This window comes from Rhodoferax antarcticus ANT.BR, assembly GCF_001938565.1.
Classification (GTDB): domain Bacteria; phylum Pseudomonadota; class Gammaproteobacteria; order Burkholderiales; family Burkholderiaceae_C; genus Rhodoferax; species Rhodoferax antarcticus.
In genome coordinates, this window is sequence record NZ_MSYM01000013.1 from 338,112 (window position 1) to 356,593 (window position 18,482).

Sequence of the window (18,482 nt, forward strand, 5' to 3'; positions counted from 1 at the left end):
CCTTTTTCTTATGAACGGAGCCGCCCTCACGAACGCCGAGCGTTACAAGGCTTTTGATTTGCTGGCCACGCTGGTCGCCGTTGTGCGCAGCGATGGCATCATTTTGTTTGTGAATGCCGCCATGGAGGATGCACTGGGCATGTCGCGGCGCATCATGGTGGGGGCGCACTTTCCGGATTGCTTTACCCAGCCTGAGTATTTGCGAACCATCCTGAAAGGTGTGGGTGGTAATGACTTTTCGGCCCTGCGTTACGACGCTGCGTTGTTGCGTGTCAATCGCGACGCCCTGCCGGTGCATGTGATCGTGACCTTGAACGAAGGCCCGGAGATCATTGTGGAACTGCTGCCGCTGGAGCAGCAGGCGCGGCAAGACCGCGAGGAACGACTGGCCGAGCAGGCGCTGGCCAATAAGGAACTCATCCGTAACCTGGCACACGAGATCAAGAACCCACTCGGGGGTATTCGCGGAGCGGCACAGTTGCTGGAGATGGAACTGGCCCCGCCCGACCTCCACGAATACACCCAGGTCATCATTCACGAGGCAGACCGCCTGCAGTCACTGGTAGACCGGTTGCTGGCGCCTCACCGCAAAGCGCATGTGGTCGGGGATGTGAATATTCATGAGGTCTGTGCGCGGGTGCGCTCACTGATCATGGCCGAGTTTCCCCAGGGTCTGCAGGTGGTGCAGGACTACGACTCGTCGATTCCTGAATTTCGCGGCGATCGTGAGCAACTCATCCAGGCATTGCTCAACATCGCCCAGAACGCCTGTCAGGCACTCTGTGAGCGCATCATCCAGGGCGATGCGCGCATCACTTTTCGAACGCGCGTGGCACGTCAAATCACCTTTGGCAAACAGCGCTACCGGTTGGCACTGGAATTGCATGTGATCGACAACGGGCCTGGCGTGCCAGACGCGATCAAGGAGCGCATTTTTTACCCGCTGGTGTCCGGACGGGACGGGGGGTCCGGACTGGGGCTGACATTGGCGCAAACCTTTGTCCAGCAACATCAAGGTCTGATCGAGTGTGACAGCCTGCCCGGACTGACGGATTTCAAATTACTGATTCCTCTACCCTGAGCTGCAGAACGGCGCGCCGCAAGGTGGGCTTTACCCGGCCCAAACCTGAGGTACTTAACGAGGTGACCACACGATGAAGCCCATCTGGATTGTTGACGATGACCAGTCGATCCGCTTCGTGCTTGAAAAGGCGCTGCTGCGTGACAACCTGCCGACCCGCAGTTTCACCAACGCGCGCGACGTGTTGACCGCACTCCACGACGAGAACGACTGCGGTCCGCAGGTGCTGGTCAGCGACATCCGCATGCCCGGTGGCTCCGGGCTGGACCTGCTGGAAAAAGTCAATGCCAAGCTGCCCGGCCTGCCAGTCATCATCATGACCGCTTACTCTGATCTGGACAGCGCGGTGTCGGCCTTTCAGGGTGGCGCGTTTGATTACCTGCCCAAGCCTTTTGATCTGCCCAAAGCAGTGGCGCTGATTCGCCGCGCAGTGGAAGAAAGCCAGCGTGAGGAAGTGGCGGAAGAACACCTTGCCGACGCGCCTGAAATGCTCGGCCAGGCGCCCGCCATGCAGGATGTGTTTCGGGCCATTGGCCGGCTGAGCCAGAGCCATGTCACGGTGATGATCACCGGTGAATCCGGTTCTGGCAAAGAGCTGGTGGCCAAAGCACTCCACAAGCACTCACCCCGCGCCAATGGGCCATTTATTGCTATCAATACCGCAGCAATCCCGAAAGATCTGCTGGAGTCGGAGTTGTTTGGCCATGAGCGCGGCGCCTTCACCGGGGCACAAACCATGCGCCGCGGACGTTTTGAGCAGGCCGACGGCGGCACGCTGTTCCTCGACGAAATTGGTGACATGCCATTTGATTTGCAAACCCGCTTGCTGCGCGTGTTGTCGGACGGGCACTTTTACCGAGTCGGCGGGCACAGCGCGGTCAAGACCAATGTGAGGGTGATTGCCGCTACGCACCAGAATCTGGAGCAGCGCGTCAAGGACGGCATGTTCCGCGAAGACCTGTTTCACCGCCTGAACGTGATTCGCCTACGCCTGCCCGCGTTGCGCGAGCGCCGCGAAGATATTCCGGCGCTGACCCGGCACTTTTTGCAGCAAAGTGCTGCGCAACTTGGCGTGGACCCGAAGCGGATTTCCGAGGCAGCGCTGGCGGACTTGAGCGAATTTGGCTTTCCCGGCAACGTGCGCCAGCTTGAGAACATTTGCCACTGGTTGACCGTGATGGCGCCAGCACAGTTGATTGAGCCCAAGGATTTGCCGCCTGAGGTGGAGGTGGCCCAGGGTGTCAACCGGCCTGCGCCCGTGCCCATCAGCCGTGCGAGCGAGATAGCCCAAGCTTTTCCTGCCGGTCTGGCAGAAGTGGTCGCCAAGTTGAGTGGGAATCATGGTGCCAGCCAAGCCCCTTCGCTCACAAGTGCCCATCTGGATGACGTCGAGTTGCGTGTGGGTGAGGCCATGGCAGCGCTCACCAAGCCGTCTGACTGGGAGTTGGGCCTGGAAGCCAATGCCCATGCCCTGCTGGCCACCGATCGTTGCGATGTGTGGGATGAGCTGAGTCGCCGGTTCGAGGCGCGCCTCATCCTGGCGGCCTTGGCCAGCACGCGTGGGCGGCGGATTGAAGCGGCGCAAAAACTGGGTATCGGGCGCAACACCATTACCCGCAAGATTCAGGAACTGGGCCTGGAGTAGCCGCTGGGGCGCTGCGGTACAGGTGCTTTTGGGGTTTCTGCGGATGTGTGCACAATGAAGCTAGTCACCATTCACCCAAACGGAGCATTGCATGACGACACAACATCAAACCATCACGCTGGGCGGCGGTTGTTTTTGGTGCACTGAGGCGGTTTACGTCAAGGTCAAAGGCATCATGGATGTGGAGTCCGGCTACTGCAACGGTCGGGTCGAGCGGCCCAGCTACGAGCAGGTCTGCACTGGCCGCACTGGGCATACCGAGGTGGTCAAACTGGTGTTTGATCCCGCCCAGATCAGCCTGCATGAGATTCTGGAAATATTCTTTGTCATCCATGACCCCACCACGCTCAACGCGCAAGGCAATGACCGGGGCACGCAATACCGCAGCGCAATATATGTCTGCAGCCCGGATCAGCAGCAAGTGGCGCAGCAGGTGATCAGTGAGCTGGCTGCCAGTGGCGTCTACCGCCGACCCATCGTCACCGAGGTGCTGCCCCTGAGCAACTATTCGCCAGCCGAAGACGAGCATCAGGATTTCTTTGCGCGCAACCCGTACCAGGGCTACTGTGTGGCGGTGGCGGCGCCCAAGGTGGCCAAGTTCAAAAAAACGTTTGCCCAGTTGGCGATGGATTAGAGAAGGTGACCCATGGACCTCAAAAGCCTAATTGATGAACCCAGCAAGCTGCCCACCATATCCAAGGTGACCCAGCAGCTTATCGCCAGCTTTGGCTCCGATGATGTCTCGGTGACCGAGATCGGCCATCAATTGGCGGCTGACCCCGCCTTGAGCGCTAAGCTGCTCAAACTGGCCAATTCGGCTTACTTTCAGGTCTCGCGCACCATTGGCACGGTTGATGCGGCGCTGCAGATGCTGGGTATGGTGATGGCTCGCAACCTGGTGCTGGGCAGCAGCGTGGCGGGTGCGTTTCGCAGCACCATCGGCATCGATCTGCCACAGTTTTGGCGCTACAACCTGTATACCGCCTGTGTTGCACGCTGGCTAGCCCAACGCACCGATGTCAGTGCTGACAGGGTCTTTACGCTGGCCTTGCTGCACGCCATTGGGCAGCTGCAAATGCACGCCATCATGCCGCAAGCCATGGTCCCTTTGGACCAGCAAATGAATGTGTTGGACCCTGGCCGTGCGCAGCTTGAGCAGCAGATTTTTGGCTTCAATTACGGTGATGTGTCCGCCGAACTGGCTTTGGCCTGGAAACTTCCGCTACCGCTGACCGAGGCGCTGCGGCACATTGCGCGGCCGCTGGCGGCGCCTGAATTTCTGGAAGCTTCAGCGCTGGTGCATCTGGCTGCCTGGCGCGCCCGCGCCGAGGTGCTGGGCTGGAGCGACGCCGAGCAGGTGGCCAGTTACCCTGGCGAGGTCGGGCAGCGGCTGCACCTGCAGCCCACTTGGACGCCTGCGCTGGCGGCCCTGGCGCAGCTAGATAGCCCCCAGCCAGTATTGCCGCCACTGGGCGAACTGACCGCAGGTCTGGAGGCTATGTTTGACTGAAGGAGCCTGCTGCCGGACGCAGTGTTGACTGGATTAATTGACCTGTATCAACCCACAGCAGTTCTAGAATCGAGCGGCTGGACTGCTCTGCCTGCACCCTCTGCCAGCCAACTTGTTCATCCACCCATCGCGCCCGTAAGATCGGGTTCGACCCTGCCACCGAAAGCTCGCCATGACCACTGTTTGCCTCAGCATTTTTCATTTTGACGCTCCCCTGGACCGACTGTGGGTGATTGGCCAGATGGCCTATGCGCGCGCCCCTTTGTCGCGCATGCCCGACCTGCAGTTCTACAAACTGCTGGGCTCAGGCACTGGCGAGGGCTTCACGCCCAAGCCAAATACTGCCGTCTGGGGCATCTTCACCGTCTGGCCGGATGAGGCCACGGCGCGCCGGCATCTGGCAGATGAGCCGCTGTTCAAAAAATGGCGTGCCAAGTCCGATGAGCACTGGACGGTTTATTTGAACCCCATCGCCTCCAAAGGTATGTGGGGGGGCAAGGTGCCGTTTACTTCAGAAAAATACGAGTCCAACGCCACGCCAGAGGGCCCGATCGTTGCGTTGACGCGTGCGCAGGTGAAGCTGGGTGCGGCCACCCGTTTCTGGCGCCGGGTGCCCAATATCTCGCAGATGGTGGGATCAGACCCCAATGTGGTGTTCAAGATCGGCATGGGCGAGTTGCCGCTGATTTATCAGATGACGTTTTCCATCTGGCCCAACGGTGAGAGCATGTCGGCCTTTGCGCGCGGAAACACCTATCACGGCAATGCCATCAAGTCCGCGTTTTCCGAAAAGTGGCTGGTGGAGTATTTCTTTGCCCGCTTCAGGTTGCTGGGCAGCGAGGGGAGCTGGCAGGGCAAAGACCCGCTGGCTGGGCTGGCCAAGGCGGCGCCTGTCAAAACGGCCCAAGTGGCCAGGGAGCTTGAACCTGCTTGAGCCTTTTTGAGTGTTGCCGAATCACTGAGGGTTTTATAAGCTTTTTAGGCCTCTAGCCCTTATGGATAAAGCGTAGGCAGCTATTAATTAAATAGTGGATGGTGTGGCTGGGTGGTGCGCGTTGCCACCCAAACCGCCGAACTCGGATGGTTGATTCAACCGCCCCAGAGCATGCAAACCCTCGTCATTGCGAGGCGCGTGGCGACGTGGCAACTCACGCGTTGCTCCACCATGGATCGCTTCACTTTGTTCGCAATGACGGCTGTGTTTCACCTTGAATTCAAAGCTTAGAACCCGAACTGTGAACGGCTACCAAAAAGCGCCTAAATCTGGCGGAGGGGAAAAACGGGCACGGAAATCGCCGTTCCGTAGCTGGGTCAAGGGCGGGCGTGAGCCCGGCGAAGCGTACCCTTGAAGCGGCGTAGGAACCCGACGTTTGGACGTGACTGTAAGCGCTGCAGTTTTGCGCTTACAGCCTTGGCAGACTGCGGTTTCTTGCCGCCAGATTTCGGCGGATTTGCGAAGCCGGTAACGCCCAAACCTCAAAACCTTGAGCGTCCTGGCTCAATGGTTCAGCTTCATCCCCGCCACCAGTTGCGTCACGTTGTGGCGCATCATCAACAGATAGCTGCTGCCCGGCTCGGTCGGGCCAGACAAAGCGTCCACATACAGTTTGGGGCCGAGGGTGACGTCGGTGTCCTTGGTAATTTGCGCCAGCAGTTGCGGGTTGCTCATGTTTTCCACAAATACCGCGCGGATCTTGTCCTTTTTGATCTGGCGAATGAGTTGCGCCACCTCTTTGGCGCTGGGTTCGCCGTCGGGATGGATGCCTTTTGGCGCCAGAAACTTGATCTGGTAGCGTGCCCCCAGGTAGCCGAACGCATCGTGTGAGGTGATCACCTGGCGCTGCGCTGCGGGCACAGCGGCAAATTGGGCTTGCGCAAAGGCGTCCAGCGCTTGCAGTTCCTTCAGGTAGGATTCGCTATTACGTTGATAGCTGTCAGCGCCTGCTGCGTCAAGGCTGGAGAGCGATTTGGCGATATTTTTTACATACACCATCACATTGCGCGGATCTTGCCAGGCGTGCGGGTCGGTGTTGCCGTGATCGTGGCCGTGACCGTGGCCAGCTTCTTGCGGCAACGCACGGGTAGCAATGCCGTCGCTGGCGATCAGGGTGGCACCTGTGTAACCGGCTGACTTGGCCAGCTTCTGCGCCCACGGCTCAAAGTGCAGGCCGTTGAGCACCAACAGGCGCGCACCCAGAATGATCTTGGCATCGGCTGGGGTGGGCTCGAAGGCGTGGGCATCGGCATCCACACCGACCAGCGTGGTGACCGTGACGCGATCGCCGCCCACCACTTTCACCAGGTCACCGAGGATGCTGAAGCTGGCCACCACCGGCAGCGGCTCGGCCGCGTGGCTGGCCGTGGGCAGCAGCAGTGGCGTGGTCAGGACGGCGCAGGCCAGCCATTTCAGGGTTAAACGTTTCATTAAAAGATACCTTTCAGGTGAGGTTGGGACAAAAAAAGTTAGCCGACGCGATGCGGGCGCATCATCAGGCGGGGCAGCCAGCCACCGGGCGACACCAGCAGCGACAGTGCATACAGCACCCCGGCGCAGCCAATGATGGTGGGTCCGCTGGGTGTGTTCAGGTGGTAAGACAGCAGCAGGCCCGCCATGCTGGCCACCACCGCCTGGGCGCTGGCGTTGATGAGTTGGGCGCTTAAGTGGTCGTGCCAGAGCCGGGCTGAGACGGCGGGCAGCATCATCAGGCCAACCGCCATCAACGTGCCCAGGGTCTGAAAACCGGCCACCAGATTCAGCACCACCAGCACCAGAAAGCCTTGCTGCCAGATCCAGCCCCGGCTACCGGAGGCGCGCATGAACACCGGGTCAAAGGTCTCTAGCACCAGCCCGCGGTAGCCTGCGGCCAGCACCAGCAGGCTCACGCTGGACACTGCGGCCACCATCAGCAGCCCGGGGGCATCTACCCCCAGCGCACTGCCGAACAAGATATGCAGCAGGTCCAGCTGGCTGCCCTGGCGTGAGATAAGCGCCACCCCAAGGGCCAGCGCCACTAGGTACAGCGCGGCCAGGCTGGCGTCTTCTTTCAGGCTGGTGGCACGGCTGACCATACCGGCAATGCCGGCGACCAGCAGTCCGGCCACCACGCCGCCCAGCGCCATGGCCGGCAGCGACAGGCCAAACAGCATGAAGCCCACCGCCACACCCGGCAGCACCGCATGGCTGAGCGCGTCGCCCAGCAGGCTCATGCGTCGTAGCGTCAAAAACACGCCCAGCGGCGCGGCACTCAGCGACAGCGCCAGCGTGGCCACCAGCGCGCGGCGCATGAAGGCGAATTCTGCGAATGGGCCAACCAACGTGTCCCAAAGGGCGGCCATGGCGCTCATCATGCGGCGCGCCTGAGCGCAGGTGCCGGGGCAGGTGCCTCGCCGATGTGGCAGATGTCGGCGTTGTCGTCCCAAGCTTCGGAAAGGGCACGGGCACGCCGCAAATTGGGTTGGGACAGCGCGCTAGCGGTGTCACCCCAGGCCACCAGCTCGCGTGCCAGCAGCACGGTTTGGGGAAAGTGCTGGCGCACCTGCTCGTCGTCATGCAGCACAGCCATCACCGTGCGGCCCTCGGCGTGCCAGCGGTGGATAAGTGCCAGCAGTGCCTCGGTGGTGCGGCTGTCCATGGCGTTGAAAGGCTCATCCAGCAGGATCAGATCGGCCTCTTGCACCATCAGCCGGGCAAACAGCACCCGCTGCAGTTGCCCGCTGGACAGCGAGCCCACGCTGCGCTGCTCAAAGCCTGCCAGACCCACGCCCACCACCGCCGCCTGCACCCGCTGTAGCAGCGCGGGCGTGACCCGGCCCCAGGCGCCCACCGCGCTCCAGCAGCCCAGCAGCACGCAGTCTTGCACCGACAGCGGAAAACTCCGGTCAATCTCGGTGAGCTGCGCCAGATACGCGATGCGCGCGCTGGGCACCTGCACGCTGACCCGCCCACCCTCCGGGCGCAGCAGGCCCATCACACTTTTGAGCAGGGTACTTTTTCCCGAGCCATTGGGCCCGATCACCGCCGTGAGCGAGCCGCGCGCAAATTCTCCACTGATGTGGTGCAGCGCCGGGTGCTGGCGGTAGCTTACCGTCAGGTTGTCCAGCTTTACCATGGTGTCACCTCGGCGCTGGCCCAGGCCACGGCCAGCCACAGCAGCAGCAGCACCGGCAACACCGCCAGCACCCGCAGCCAGGCCGGCCAGCCCAGCACGCTGGTGATGAGCGGCGCATTTAGCAGGGCCGGGTTGGCTGACGTGCCTTCTGCAAGGGCATGCGCTGCGTGCGTAGGGTGACTTTGGCTATGTGAGTCGTATCCGGGTGCGCCGCGGCTGTGTTCGTTATGGCTGTCTTCGTCGTGTATGTGTCCGCCATACCTGTGACCCGCATGCGCTGTTTCCACAGGCGTGTGCACGGCTGCGCTGGGCGCTGGCTTGGGTGTGAGGTGGGGTTTGTTCATGTTGCAACTCAATTGCGTTATAGTTTATCGCAATCCAGTTGCATCAAATTCTTAACGCAACTGGATTGCGATTAAAAGTTATTTCAAGGCGGTACATCCCCATGGTCAATCCTGCAAACCCAGCGCAACTTGAGCCGATCGATGCCTTGTTGTCGGCACACGGTCTGCGTCGCACCGCCACGGCGCGGTTGGTGCTGAGTTGGTTTTTGGCGCACGTCGACACCAGTTACACCCACGCGCAGTTACTCGCAGCCTTGCAAGGTGCCGAACCTGATGACGGCCTCACGCTGGACCGCGTCACCCTGTATCGCCTGATCGACCGGCTGACGCAGGTGAGTCTGCTGTTGTGCCGGGTCGATGCCAACCGGGTGCGCCGTTACCAGGCGATGCCAGAGAGCGTCAAAGCCATGCCGCATTTTGAGTGCCAAACCTGTCACCGCGACAGCCCGCTGACCGGCGAGTTGCAGGGCAACGCGCTGGACCTGGAAGCGGCTGCGCAAAACGCCTTGCAGACGCTCAAGGCGCTGGGTTACGAAGGCCTGAGCCTGGATTTGGCGGTGCGCGGCGTGTGTGCTGACTGCGCTGCCAGCGCCGCCGCACAAGCCAAGGCGGACACATGATCCACAAATAGCGCCGCCAGACGCGCGCGCCTGCTGCCATGAATATCTGCCAGAGTTGATTCATGTCAGGTTTAATGGGGCCAGGTTGGTGCATAGTTGCACTCTAAAGCCGTATTCATTGACCAGTTGAACTTCAAGGACCCGCAATATGAAAGCATTTCAAGACCTTATTTCTACCGACTACGGCATCATGAGCCTGATTGGCATCCTCATGATGGTGGGCGGCTTGGCCTATGCCTACGTGGTGTTGAGAAGGAAAATGGCCGAAACCAGCGACGAGCCTGGCAAGTAACCCCTGCACCTGACCAGCGGGCAGACTGCCCGTGATGGTCTTCCTGTATCACTAAGAACCACCTTTGTTTGAGCGAAGGTGGTTTTTGTGTTTTCTAAGCCACCTGCCTAATCCAACCGCGCCTGCCCGATGACGAACCCTGTTGTTTCTGCCTTGTTTCCGGTGGTATTTCTAATTGCTATTGGTTTCATAGCTGGAAAAGCAAGATTCATCAGGGCTGAGGCCACCAAAGACCTGTCAAACCTGGTCTTCATGGTGCTCGCGCCAGCGCTGCTGTTTCGCACCATGAGCACGGTACATGTGGAGCAGCTCAACTTCAAGCCGGTGGCCATGTACTTTGTGGCGGCGCTCTTGCTGTTTGCCAGCCTGATGGCCTGGCAGGGTTTGAACCGCCGTGCCGCCGTGCTGGCGCTGGCCGCCACCTTCAGCAATACGGTGATGATCGGCATCCCGCTGGTTGGTCTGGCCTACGGGCAGGCGGGTTTGGTTACGCTGTTTACCTTGGTCTCGGTGCATTCCTTGGTGCTGCTGTCCATTGCCACCTTGGTGCTGGAAATGGTCAGCGCGCGTGAGGAGCGTTTGGCGGGTCGGGGCGGCGCGCGGCACATGGTGCTGACTGTGCTGTCGGCCATGAAGGCAGGCATCATTCACCCGGTGCCGCTGCCGATCATCATCGGCTTGCTGTTCGCGCAGACCGGGTGGGTTCTTCCCGAGGTGGTGGACCGCCCCCTGCACCTGCTGGGCAGTGCCTTTGGGCCGGTGGCGCTGGTGCTGGTGGGGGCAATGCTGACGCAGGTGCGGGTCGGTGCTCACCTGGGCAGCGCACTGGGCATCAGCCTGCTGAAAAATATGGCCCTGCCGACGCTGATGGCTGGCCTGGGCTTGGCTTTTGGCATGACCGGGCTGCCGCTGACAGTGATGATCGTCACCGCCGCACTGCCGATGGGCGCCAATGTGTTTTTATTTGCCCAGCGCTATGAGGTGGCGCAGGCGCTGGTGACCGCCAGCATGGCGGTGTCGACCGTGCTCGGGCTGTTGACCGTGTCGCTGGTGATGGCGCTGGTGGACTGGCTGGGGTGACTCTGGCGGCTAAGTGGGAGCCGGTGGCTGGGATGATTTCCAACGCTTCACAAGTTCAATTTGTCACGGGGGATTGCCAGCTTCCCAGTACTTAGGTTGAATATTAATAGCTGCTCGCGCTTGCTGTGTAAGGGCTGGAGGCCTATTTGACTTGTAAGAGGCTTGTCGGAGGGTGAGGTGGTCGAGGTATTGCTGGCACGGTGCATGGCGTGCGCTAAGGCGGGTGGCGGGGCTTGCGTTCTCCGGCCTGCTCGTGGGTCACGGCTTGAGGTGTGCTACTTGCTGTGTCTCGCTATTGGCGTTGGTGCGCAATCTGTCGCGCCACGCGAATCTTGCCTGCGCCCGCAAACTCTACCACCCGTCTTCAATGACTCTTGATGGGCTGGTGTTCTGAAAATTCAGCAGGCTGATCGTTAAGCTGGCTGGCTACCCGTTCGTTGTTGCAGCCTCATTCAAAGAAGCGAGCCAGCCCGCTGCTAATGAGTCATCAGGTGATAGTATTTACTGATGAGCAAACCCAAAAACGACAAGTCCAACAAGTCTGAAAAGTCTGGCAAATTGAGCAAGAGCGATTATGAAGATCGTCTTGAGCCAATGCAGCATGAGCTCAACGATGTGGCGCGCTGGTTGCAGCACACGGGCAAACGGCTGGTGGTGATCTTTGAAGGGCGTGACACCGCTGGGAAGGGCGGGGTGATTGCCGCCTTGTCGGAAACCCTCAACCCGCGCCAGTGCCGCACTGTGGCGCTGGCCAAGCCCAGCGAGCGCGAGGCCACGCAGTGGTATTTCCAGCGTTATGTGACGCATCTGCCCGCCGCAGGGGAGATGGTGTTTTTTGACCGCAGCTGGTACAACCGCGCCGGTGTTGAAACCGTCATGGGTTTTTGCACCCCGCAGCAGACGCAGGCGTTTTTAAAGCAGGCACCGGTGTTCGAGCAGCAGTTGGTGGCCGACGGCTTGCTGCTTTTCAAGTATTGGCTGACGGTGGACCAGGAGAAGCAGGAAGAGCGCTTTGCCGAGCGCCTGTCAGACCCGCTCAAGCGCTGGAAACTCAGCCCGATTGATCTGCAGGCGCGTGAAAAATACGCGCAATACGGCCTTGCGCGTGACGCCATGTTCCAAGCCACGCATCAACACGAGGCACCCTGGGTGCTGGTGGACTTCAACGACCAGCGCCTAGGCCGCCTGATGCTGATCCGCCACTTGCTGGACCAGATTCCCGAGCGACAAGTGCCCGTGCCTGCGTTCGAGTTTCCACCGCTGGGCCACGCACCGCTGAAAGAACAGTTTGGCACCAAGCTGAAACCGATCTGACCCAAGGCCGCAGCGCCCCAGCCGTTAGTTCAGGGTGCCAAGCGCTCTCGAATCCATAGTGGTTCACCCTTGTCCTGATTGGGCTGCAGGCTATATTTCAGCCTGTCATGCAAGCGGCTTTTACGCCCTTGCCAGAACTGCCAGGTGTCTGGCTTGAGGCGGTAACCGCCCCAGTGCGGTGGGCGTGGCGGTTGCAGCAAAAACTGCGCACCGTAGCGCGCCGCGTTGGCCACCAGCACGCCGCGGCCGCTGATCACCTGGCTTTGCGGGCTGGCCCAGGCGCCGATGCGGCTGTCCAGCGGGCGGCTGTGAAAGTAGGCCTCGCTCTCGGCGACGCTGACTTTTTCCACCACACCTTCAATGCGCACCACGCGCTCCAGCTCTACCCAATGGAATTGCAGCGCGGCATACGGGTTGCCGGCCAACTCCAGGCCTTTCTGCGATTCGTAATTGGTGTACCAGACGATGCCGCGCGCATCCAAGCCCTTGATCAACACCACCCGGGTGCTCGGGCGCAGGTTGCTGCCCACGGTGGCCAGTGTCATCGCGTTGGGCTCAGGAACCTGGGCGGTCATCGCCTCGTTGAGCCATTGTTGGAATTGTTTCAGTGGGTCGGCACGCGAGGCGTCTTCGCTGAGTTCGGCACGCTCGTAGCTTTTGCGTAAATTGGCAAGTTGGGTCATATGGGCAGTATAAAGAGAGCGCACAAGCCAGCCCGCTGGTGCTGGTTAGGGGTGGGTCGGATGCCGCGTGATGCCGCGTGATGCAGGTTTGCCATGTCGCCAGTTCATTGGATCGGCGTGTTCTGACGTCTACAACGGCTGGCGTCCTTTGTAGCCGGACGCGGGCTAAGCTTAAGTCGCCTGCGTTAAGATGATGTAACTTAGTTACATAAAATTTAGGAAATCATGAAACTCAATACCACCGTTCACGCCGTCACCCAGCGCATCATCGAGCGCAGTCAGCCCACACGCGCCGCCTATTTGGCGCAGCTGCACGCCGACGCTGCCCGCCCACCGGGCGCGCAGCGCTTGGGTTGCGCCAATGTGGCGCATGCCTTTGCCGCCATGCCGGCCAACGACAAGCTGCGGGTGGTGGCCGAGAAAGCGCCCAATATCGGCATCGTCACCGCTTACAACGACATGCTGTCCGCCCATGCGCCGCTGGGGCATTACCCGGATCTGATCAAGAGCGAGGCGCGCAAGCATGGCGCCACCGTGCAGGTGGCCGGTGGCGTGCCTGCCATGTGTGACGGTGTGACCCAGGGGCAACCGGGTATGGAACTGAGCCTGTTTTCGCGTGATGTGATTGCCATGGGCACGGCAGTAGCGCTTAGTCACGATGTGTTTGAGGGTGCGCTGATGCTCGGCGTGTGCGACAAGATCGTGCCCGGCCTCTTGATTGGGGCGCTGCAGTTTGGTCATTTGCCCACGGTGTTTGTGCCAGGCGGACCTATGACCACCGGCTTGTCGAACAATGACAAGGCCAAGGTGCGCGAGCTTGCGGCGCAAGGTCTGGTCGGGCGTGAAGAGCTGCTGGCCGCAGAGTCGGCGGCCTACCACGGCGAAGGCACCTGCACCTTTTACGGCACCGCCAACAGCAACCAGATGTTGCTCGAAGCCATGGGGTTGCATGTGCCCGGCACCGCGTTCATCAACCCCGGCGCCGCCATCCGCGACGAGCTGACCCGTGAAGCCTTGCGCACCGTGCTGGGCTCTGCCGACTTCAAGTGCCCGCCGATCGGGCTACTGGTGGACGAGCGCTGCATCGTCAACGCCATGGTGGCCTTGCTGGCCACCGGCGGCTCGACCAACCACCTGATCCACTGGGTAGCGGTGGCACGCGCGGCGGGCATTTTGATTGACTGGAGCGATTTCTCGGCACTCTCAGACGTGGTGCCGCTGCTGACACGGGTCTACCCGAATGGCAGTGCGGATGTGAACCAGTTTCAGGCCGCCGGTGGGCCAGGCTTTGTGATCCGCGAGCTGCTTGATGGCGGCTTCATGCACGCCGATGTGCTCACCGTGCGTGCCGGTGGTTTACGCGAATACACCTGCAAGCCTGAAGCGGCCGAACCGCGTGGCATTGCGGTAGAAAAGTTAGAGGGAAAAGTGCCTCAAGCCCTTGTCTGGCAAGCGGTAGGTGCTAGCAAAGATGAAGCGGTGGTGCGTCCGGCCAGCAACCCGTTCAGCGTCAGCGGTGGCCTGAAACTGCTGCTGGGCAACCTGGGGCGTAGCGTCATCAAGATCTCGGCCGTGCCCGATGACCGACATGTGATCGAGGCACCTTGCCGGGTGTTTGACTCGCAGGATGCGCTACATAAGGCATTTTCCGCCAACGAGCTCAATCGCGACGTGGTCTGTGTGGTGCGCTGGCAGGGCCCACAAGCCAACGGCATGCCCGAGCTGCATAAGCTCACCCCACCGCTGGCGGTGCTGCAAGGCAAGGGTTTCAACGTGGCGCTGGTGACCGATGGACGCATGAGCGGTGCCTCCGGCAAAGTGCCCGCAGCCATTCATGTCTCACCCGAAGCGTCGGCAGGCGGCCCACTGGCCCGTGTGCGTGATGGTGATGTGATCCGGCTGGACGCCCCGGCAGGCACGCTGCAGGTGCTGGTGCCGGATGATGTCTGGGTGGCCCGTGAAGCGGTGACCATGCCCGAGAGCCTGCGCGCTGCCAATGGCGTGGGCATGGGCCGCGCGCTGTTTGCCAGCATGCGCCGCAATGCCAGCAGCGCCGAAGAGGGTGCCTGCAGCTGGTTGTGAGCCTGCCGCCAAGCCAGGCCAGCCTGCGCGGCATCGCTGTACAGTCAACAACGTTTTATCTTTTTGAAAGCAGCCATGAACGCGACAACCCCTTTGACCGCTTTGCAGGTCATGCAAGATTCCCCGATGATTCCGGTGATTGTGTTGAACGACGTGGCGCACGCAGTGCCTCTAGCGCGGGCGTTTCTGGCAGGCGGCATCCGCATGCTGGAAGTGACGCTGCGTACACCGCAGGCGCTGGCCTGCATTGAGGCGATCGCGCGCGAGGTGCCTGAAGCCGTGGTCGGCGCGGGCACGGTGCGCTCCAAGGCAGATGCCAAAGCAGCTGCCAACGCCGGGGCGCGTTTTGCCGTCAGCCCCGGCTACACCGGGGCGGTTGGGCAGGCCTGCCGTGATGCCAGTCTGCCACTGCTGCCCGGTGTGGCCAGCAGCAGCGACATCATGATGGCCACGGAAGACGGCTTCACCGAACTCAAGTTTTTCCCGGCCGTGCAAGCAGGTGGCGTGGGCATGCTCAAGGCCTGGAGCGGGCCGTTTTTTGATGTGAAGTTTTGCCCCACTGGGGGTGTCACTTTGCAAAATGCGCCAAATTTTCTGGCGCTGAGCAACGTGGTGTGTGTGGGCGGTTCTTGGCTGGTACCAGCCAATGTGCAAGAGTTGGGCGACTGGGGCCGTGTCACCCGCTTGGCGATGGAAATCCAGATCTTGCGCAAATAGACCGCCGGTGCTGCCGCGCGGGCAGTTCGGTTGTATTTTGATGCGCCCTCAGGCGGGGCTCAGCGCAAACCGGTGCCCTCGCTGTGGTGTTCTGCGCGCTCGATCAATTCCACCTTGTAACCATCCGGGTCGGTCACAAAAGCGATTACGGTGTTGCCGCCTTTGACCGGGCCCGCTTCACGCGTGATATTGCCGCCGGCCGTGCGGATTTTGTCGCAAGCGGCTTTGGCGTTGGGCACTGCCAGCGCAATGTGGCCGTAGGCGGTGCCCATCACATAGTCCGTCACACCATAGTTGTAGGTCAGCTCGAGTTCGGCGTGATCCGGGTTGCTGCCATAGCCGACGAATGCCAGCGTGTAGCGGTATTCGGGGTTGTCGGAGGTGCGCAACAGAGTCATGCCCAGCACTTGGGTGTAAAAATCAATCGAACGTTGCAGGTTGCCAACGCGCAGCATGGTGTGAAGAAGTCGCATGGTGATGCCTTTTCTGAGAAGTTTTTGGGGGTGCAGCCGCGTTGCTCGCTACGCCGTGACTGGCTGCCACACTGATCATTAAGCACTTTACCGGCCAGCACCTTGGCGGACAAGGCTTGGGGAATAATCCGGGCAATCACTACCAGCCCGAGCCGATCATGCCCACATTCACCCAAGTTGTTTTGCTCACCGACACCGATGGCCGAGCGCGTTTTCGCGAAGAAAGCCTGGCGCTGGACCAGGGCACGCCGCAGTCCGCGCTCACCCGTTTGATGCCCAGCGGCGGTTTTCAGCTGCGTCAAAGTCCGACGGGGTTTCGCAGCAGCTTTCACTGCACCACCGAACCGCAGTGGGTGTTTATTTTGCAGGGGCAGATGGAAATCAGTCTGCAAGACGGCAGCTCGCGCATTTTCAAGCCGGGCGAGCATTTTTATTCGGCAGACACGCTGCCCAACGGACAAAGCTTTGACGCGCAAGTCCACGGCCACTGGAGCCGTCAGGTTGGGCCTGAAGCCTTGGTCACGCTGTTTGTGCTGGGCTAAAGCATTGCCGCTTCAGACAATCATTTGCTATTCATATAGAAGCTACTAGCGCTTGTATTTAAAGGGCTAGAGCACTAAAAAGCTTATGAAATTTGTGGCGCGGCGAAGCGCCACGGCAGCAAGTTTTAGCGGCTGCTGGGCCCCCGCGGACCACCGCTTGGGCCGCCAGAGCGTCCACGGCTGCCAGACCGGTTGCCGCTACCAGATCGGCTCGGACCACTGCCACCGCCAAAGCTGCCACTCGGAGCGCCTGCACTGCGGTTACCCCCGCCACTGAAGCCGCCACTGCGGCGCGCGCCGCGGTCAGCCATCATGTCGACGCTGGTGCGCATCGGATCCGGCTGACCACCCGCACTACGCGAAGGTGCGGGTGCAGGGCCGCCGTAGCCGCCACCATTGCCGCCACCGTAACCACGCGCTTGCCGCTGGCCTGGGCCACGCGCCGCTTGTTCTGCGGCTGACAAATGGCTACGCGGCTCGGCTTCGCGACCACCACCCAGTTCTAGTTCGATACTGCCTTCAGTGCGCAGACCTGCCGGGCGACGCTCACCACCAGCGGGTCGTGGGCCGCGCGCACCGCCACCGCCACCCGTAGAACTGCGGCCTCGGCCTGCACCGCCACCGTTGCCAGCACCGTTGCCGGGTCGGGCTGCGCCCGGGCCCTTGCTTTCGCGCACCCGCGTCAGCATCTCTGAGCGTGCGGCCTTGCCTGCGGCCATCATCACCTCACGGCTCGGCGGCTTGCCGGCACCGCCCCAGATGGTCTGGCGGCCCATGGCGATGGGCTCGGCCTTTTCGCCGGGCTCAGGCATGAAGCCTTCCTTGATTTCAACCGGAATGTCTTGTTTGGTGAAGCGCTCAATGGCCTGCATGAAGCCTTCTTCGTCCAGACTCACCAGGCTGACTGCCTGACCTTCGGCGCCTGCGCGGCCGGTGCGGCCAATGCGGTGCACATAGTCTTCGCAGACGTTGGGAATGTCGTAATTCACCACATGTGGCAGGTCGTCAATGTCGATCCCGCGCGCAGCAATGTCGGTGGCCACCAAGGCGCGAACGTCGCCGCTTTTGAAGTCGGCCAGCGCTTGCGTGCGGGCGGTCTGGCTCTTGTTGCCGTGCAAGGCCATGGCGTTGATGCCGTTTTTGGTTAAAAATTCGGCCACATTGTTGGCGCCAAACTTGGTGCGGGTGAACACCAGCACCTGGCTCCAGTTGTGTTCTTGCACGATGTGGGCCAGCAAGGCCTTTTTCTTGCCGCGACCCACCGGGTGAATCAGCTGGGCAATGCGTTGCACCGTGGTGTTGCGCGGCGTGACCTGCACGCTTTGTGGGTTTTTCAGCAGAGTGGCAGCGAGATCGCGAATTTCGTCGCTGAAGGTGGCCGAGAACAACAGGCTTTGTTTGTCTTTGGGCACCGCGGCCAGCACTTTTTTCACATCATGGATGAAGCCCATGTCGAGCATACGGTCAGCTTCGTCGAGCACCAGAATCTGCACCTGGCTCAGATCGACCATGCCTTGTTGCATCAGGTCCAGCAGCCGACCCGGGGTGGCCACCAGAATGTCCACGCCTTTTTTCATGCGGCTGATTTGCGGGTTCATGCCGACGCCGCCAAACACGGCGGCAGAGGTGATGTCCAGGTATTTGCCGTAGGTTTGCACTGATTCTTCAACCTGCGCTGCGAGTTCGCGGGTGGGGGTCAGCACCAGGGCACGCAGGGCGATGCCGCCAAATTTGTTGCGCGGGGCCTCAGCGCTGCTTAGCTTGTTGAGCATGGGCAACACAAACGCCGCTGTTTTGCCGGTGCCGGTTTGCGCGCCACCCAATAGGTCATGCCCGTCAAGCACCAGCGGTATCGCCTGGGCCTGAATCGGCGTGGGGGTTTCGTAGCCTTGTTCAAGCACGGCTTTGATGATGGCCGGAGCCAAATTGAGTTCTTCAAATTTCATTGTGAAATGCACCCCATCCAGGGCGCCAGGACATCAGCCCGTTT

The 18,482-nt window shown here is 61.0% G+C and carries 19 protein-coding genes; 12 read left to right on the forward strand and 7 right to left on the reverse strand.

All coding sequences use genetic code 11. The features are described 5' to 3' along the window. Positions 1-10: 10 nt before the first annotated feature. The 5 genes from glnL (at position 11) to crtA (ending at position 5,170) form a co-directional block, all read left to right on the forward strand. A complete protein-coding gene (gene glnL / locus BLL52_RS10325; RefSeq protein WP_075586586.1) occupies positions 11-1,081 on the forward strand; it encodes a nitrogen regulation protein NR(II) in 1,071 nt (356 codons plus the stop codon). A gap of 73 nt (positions 1,082-1,154) precedes the next feature. Continuing rightward, a complete protein-coding gene (gene ntrC / locus BLL52_RS10330; RefSeq protein ID WP_075586587.1) occupies positions 1,155-2,726 on the forward strand; it encodes a nitrogen regulation protein NR(I) in 1,572 nt (523 codons plus the stop codon). A 91-nt stretch (positions 2,727-2,817) separates the two neighbouring features. Further along, positions 2,818-3,360, forward strand: a complete 543-nt coding sequence (gene msrA, locus BLL52_RS10335; protein WP_075586588.1) for a peptide-methionine (S)-S-oxide reductase MsrA — start codon at positions 2,818-2,820, stop codon at positions 3,358-3,360. A 12-nt stretch (positions 3,361-3,372) separates the two neighbouring features. Beyond that, a complete protein-coding gene (locus BLL52_RS10340) occupies positions 3,373-4,236 on the forward strand; it encodes an HDOD domain-containing protein (RefSeq protein ID WP_075586589.1) in 864 nt (287 codons plus the stop codon). A gap of 172 nt (positions 4,237-4,408) precedes the next feature. Further along, on the forward strand, positions 4,409-5,170 hold the full coding sequence (gene crtA / locus BLL52_RS10345; RefSeq protein ID WP_075586590.1) for a spheroidene monooxygenase: 762 nt from the start codon (positions 4,409-4,411) through the stop codon (positions 5,168-5,170). A gap of 564 nt (positions 5,171-5,734) precedes the next feature. Here the strand turns inward: crtA and BLL52_RS10355 are convergent. The 4 genes from BLL52_RS10355 to BLL52_RS10370 are packed head-to-tail and all read right to left on the reverse strand — an operon-like array spanning position 5,735 to position 8,689. Further along, positions 5,735-6,661: a metal ABC transporter solute-binding protein, Zn/Mn family gene (locus BLL52_RS10355; RefSeq protein ID WP_075586592.1), complete on the reverse strand. Its 927-nt coding sequence runs from the start codon at positions 6,659-6,661 to the stop codon at positions 5,735-5,737. 38 nt (positions 6,662-6,699) lie between these two features. Continuing rightward, the gene (locus BLL52_RS10360) at positions 6,700-7,581 is read right to left on the reverse strand and encodes a metal ABC transporter permease (RefSeq protein ID WP_075586593.1); all 882 of its coding nucleotides are present in this window, start codon (positions 7,579-7,581) and stop codon (positions 6,700-6,702) included. Then, positions 7,581-8,345, reverse strand: coding sequence for a zinc ABC transporter ATP-binding protein AztA (gene aztA / locus BLL52_RS10365; RefSeq protein ID WP_075587184.1), 765 nt, complete (start codon positions 8,343-8,345; stop codon positions 7,581-7,583). Before aztA ends, BLL52_RS10360 begins: the two co-directional genes overlap by 1 nt. Then, entirely contained in the window at positions 8,339-8,689 is a 351-nt protein-coding gene (locus BLL52_RS10370) for a hypothetical protein (protein WP_075586594.1), read from the reverse strand. The genes aztA and BLL52_RS10370 overlap by 7 nt, the downstream gene beginning before the upstream one ends. A 101-nt stretch (positions 8,690-8,790) precedes the next feature. On the opposite strand from BLL52_RS10370, the gene BLL52_RS10375 reads away from it, so the two are divergent. The 4 genes from BLL52_RS10375 to ppk2 all read left to right on the forward strand — a co-directional run bounded on the left by BLL52_RS10375 (position 8,791) and on the right by ppk2 (position 11,995). After that, positions 8,791-9,309: a Fur family transcriptional regulator gene (locus BLL52_RS10375; RefSeq protein ID WP_075586595.1), complete on the forward strand. Its 519-nt coding sequence runs from the start codon at positions 8,791-8,793 to the stop codon at positions 9,307-9,309. Between the two features lie 148 nt (positions 9,310-9,457). Continuing rightward, complete coding sequence (locus BLL52_RS19980) at positions 9,458-9,601, forward strand: DUF3149 domain-containing protein (RefSeq protein WP_083633893.1); 144 nt, start codon at positions 9,458-9,460, stop codon at positions 9,599-9,601. 129 nt (positions 9,602-9,730) lie between these two features. Continuing rightward, the gene (locus tag BLL52_RS10385) at positions 9,731-10,681 is read left to right on the forward strand and encodes an AEC family transporter (protein WP_075586596.1); all 951 of its coding nucleotides are present in this window, start codon (positions 9,731-9,733) and stop codon (positions 10,679-10,681) included. Positions 10,682-11,188: 507 nt separating this feature from the next. Then, positions 11,189-11,995 (forward strand): polyphosphate kinase 2, encoded by an 807-nt coding sequence (gene ppk2 / locus BLL52_RS10390; RefSeq protein ID WP_075586597.1) that lies wholly within the window; start codon positions 11,189-11,191, stop codon positions 11,993-11,995. 29 nt (positions 11,996-12,024) lie between these two features. Here the strand turns inward: ppk2 and pdxH are convergent, their stop codons facing one another. Further along, positions 12,025-12,678: a pyridoxamine 5'-phosphate oxidase gene (pdxH, locus tag BLL52_RS10395; RefSeq protein WP_075586598.1), complete on the reverse strand. Its 654-nt coding sequence runs from the start codon at positions 12,676-12,678 to the stop codon at positions 12,025-12,027. 225 nt (positions 12,679-12,903) lie between these two features. Between pdxH and edd the strand changes: the two genes are divergently transcribed. Next, complete coding sequence (gene edd, locus BLL52_RS10400; protein WP_075586599.1) at positions 12,904-14,760, forward strand: phosphogluconate dehydratase; 1,857 nt, start codon at positions 12,904-12,906, stop codon at positions 14,758-14,760. 75 nt (positions 14,761-14,835) lie between these two features. Beyond that, positions 14,836-15,477: a bifunctional 4-hydroxy-2-oxoglutarate aldolase/2-dehydro-3-deoxy-phosphogluconate aldolase gene (gene eda / locus BLL52_RS10405; protein ID WP_075586600.1), complete on the forward strand. Its 642-nt coding sequence runs from the start codon at positions 14,836-14,838 to the stop codon at positions 15,475-15,477. Between the two features lie 59 nt (positions 15,478-15,536). Here the strand turns inward: eda and gloA are convergent, their stop codons facing one another. Beyond that, on the reverse strand, positions 15,537-15,950 hold the full coding sequence (gene gloA / locus BLL52_RS10410) for a lactoylglutathione lyase (protein ID WP_075586601.1): 414 nt from the start codon (positions 15,948-15,950) through the stop codon (positions 15,537-15,539). 158 nt (positions 15,951-16,108) lie between these two features. On the opposite strand from gloA, the gene BLL52_RS10415 reads away from it, so the two are divergent. After that, entirely contained in the window at positions 16,109-16,492 is a 384-nt protein-coding gene (locus tag BLL52_RS10415) for a cupin domain-containing protein (RefSeq protein WP_075587185.1), read from the forward strand. 125 nt (positions 16,493-16,617) lie between these two features. On the opposite strand, the gene BLL52_RS10420 is transcribed toward BLL52_RS10415, so the two are convergent. Then, the gene (locus BLL52_RS10420) at positions 16,618-18,438 is read right to left on the reverse strand and encodes a DEAD/DEAH box helicase (RefSeq protein WP_075586602.1); all 1,821 of its coding nucleotides are present in this window, start codon (positions 18,436-18,438) and stop codon (positions 16,618-16,620) included. Positions 18,439-18,482 lie beyond the last annotated feature (44 nt).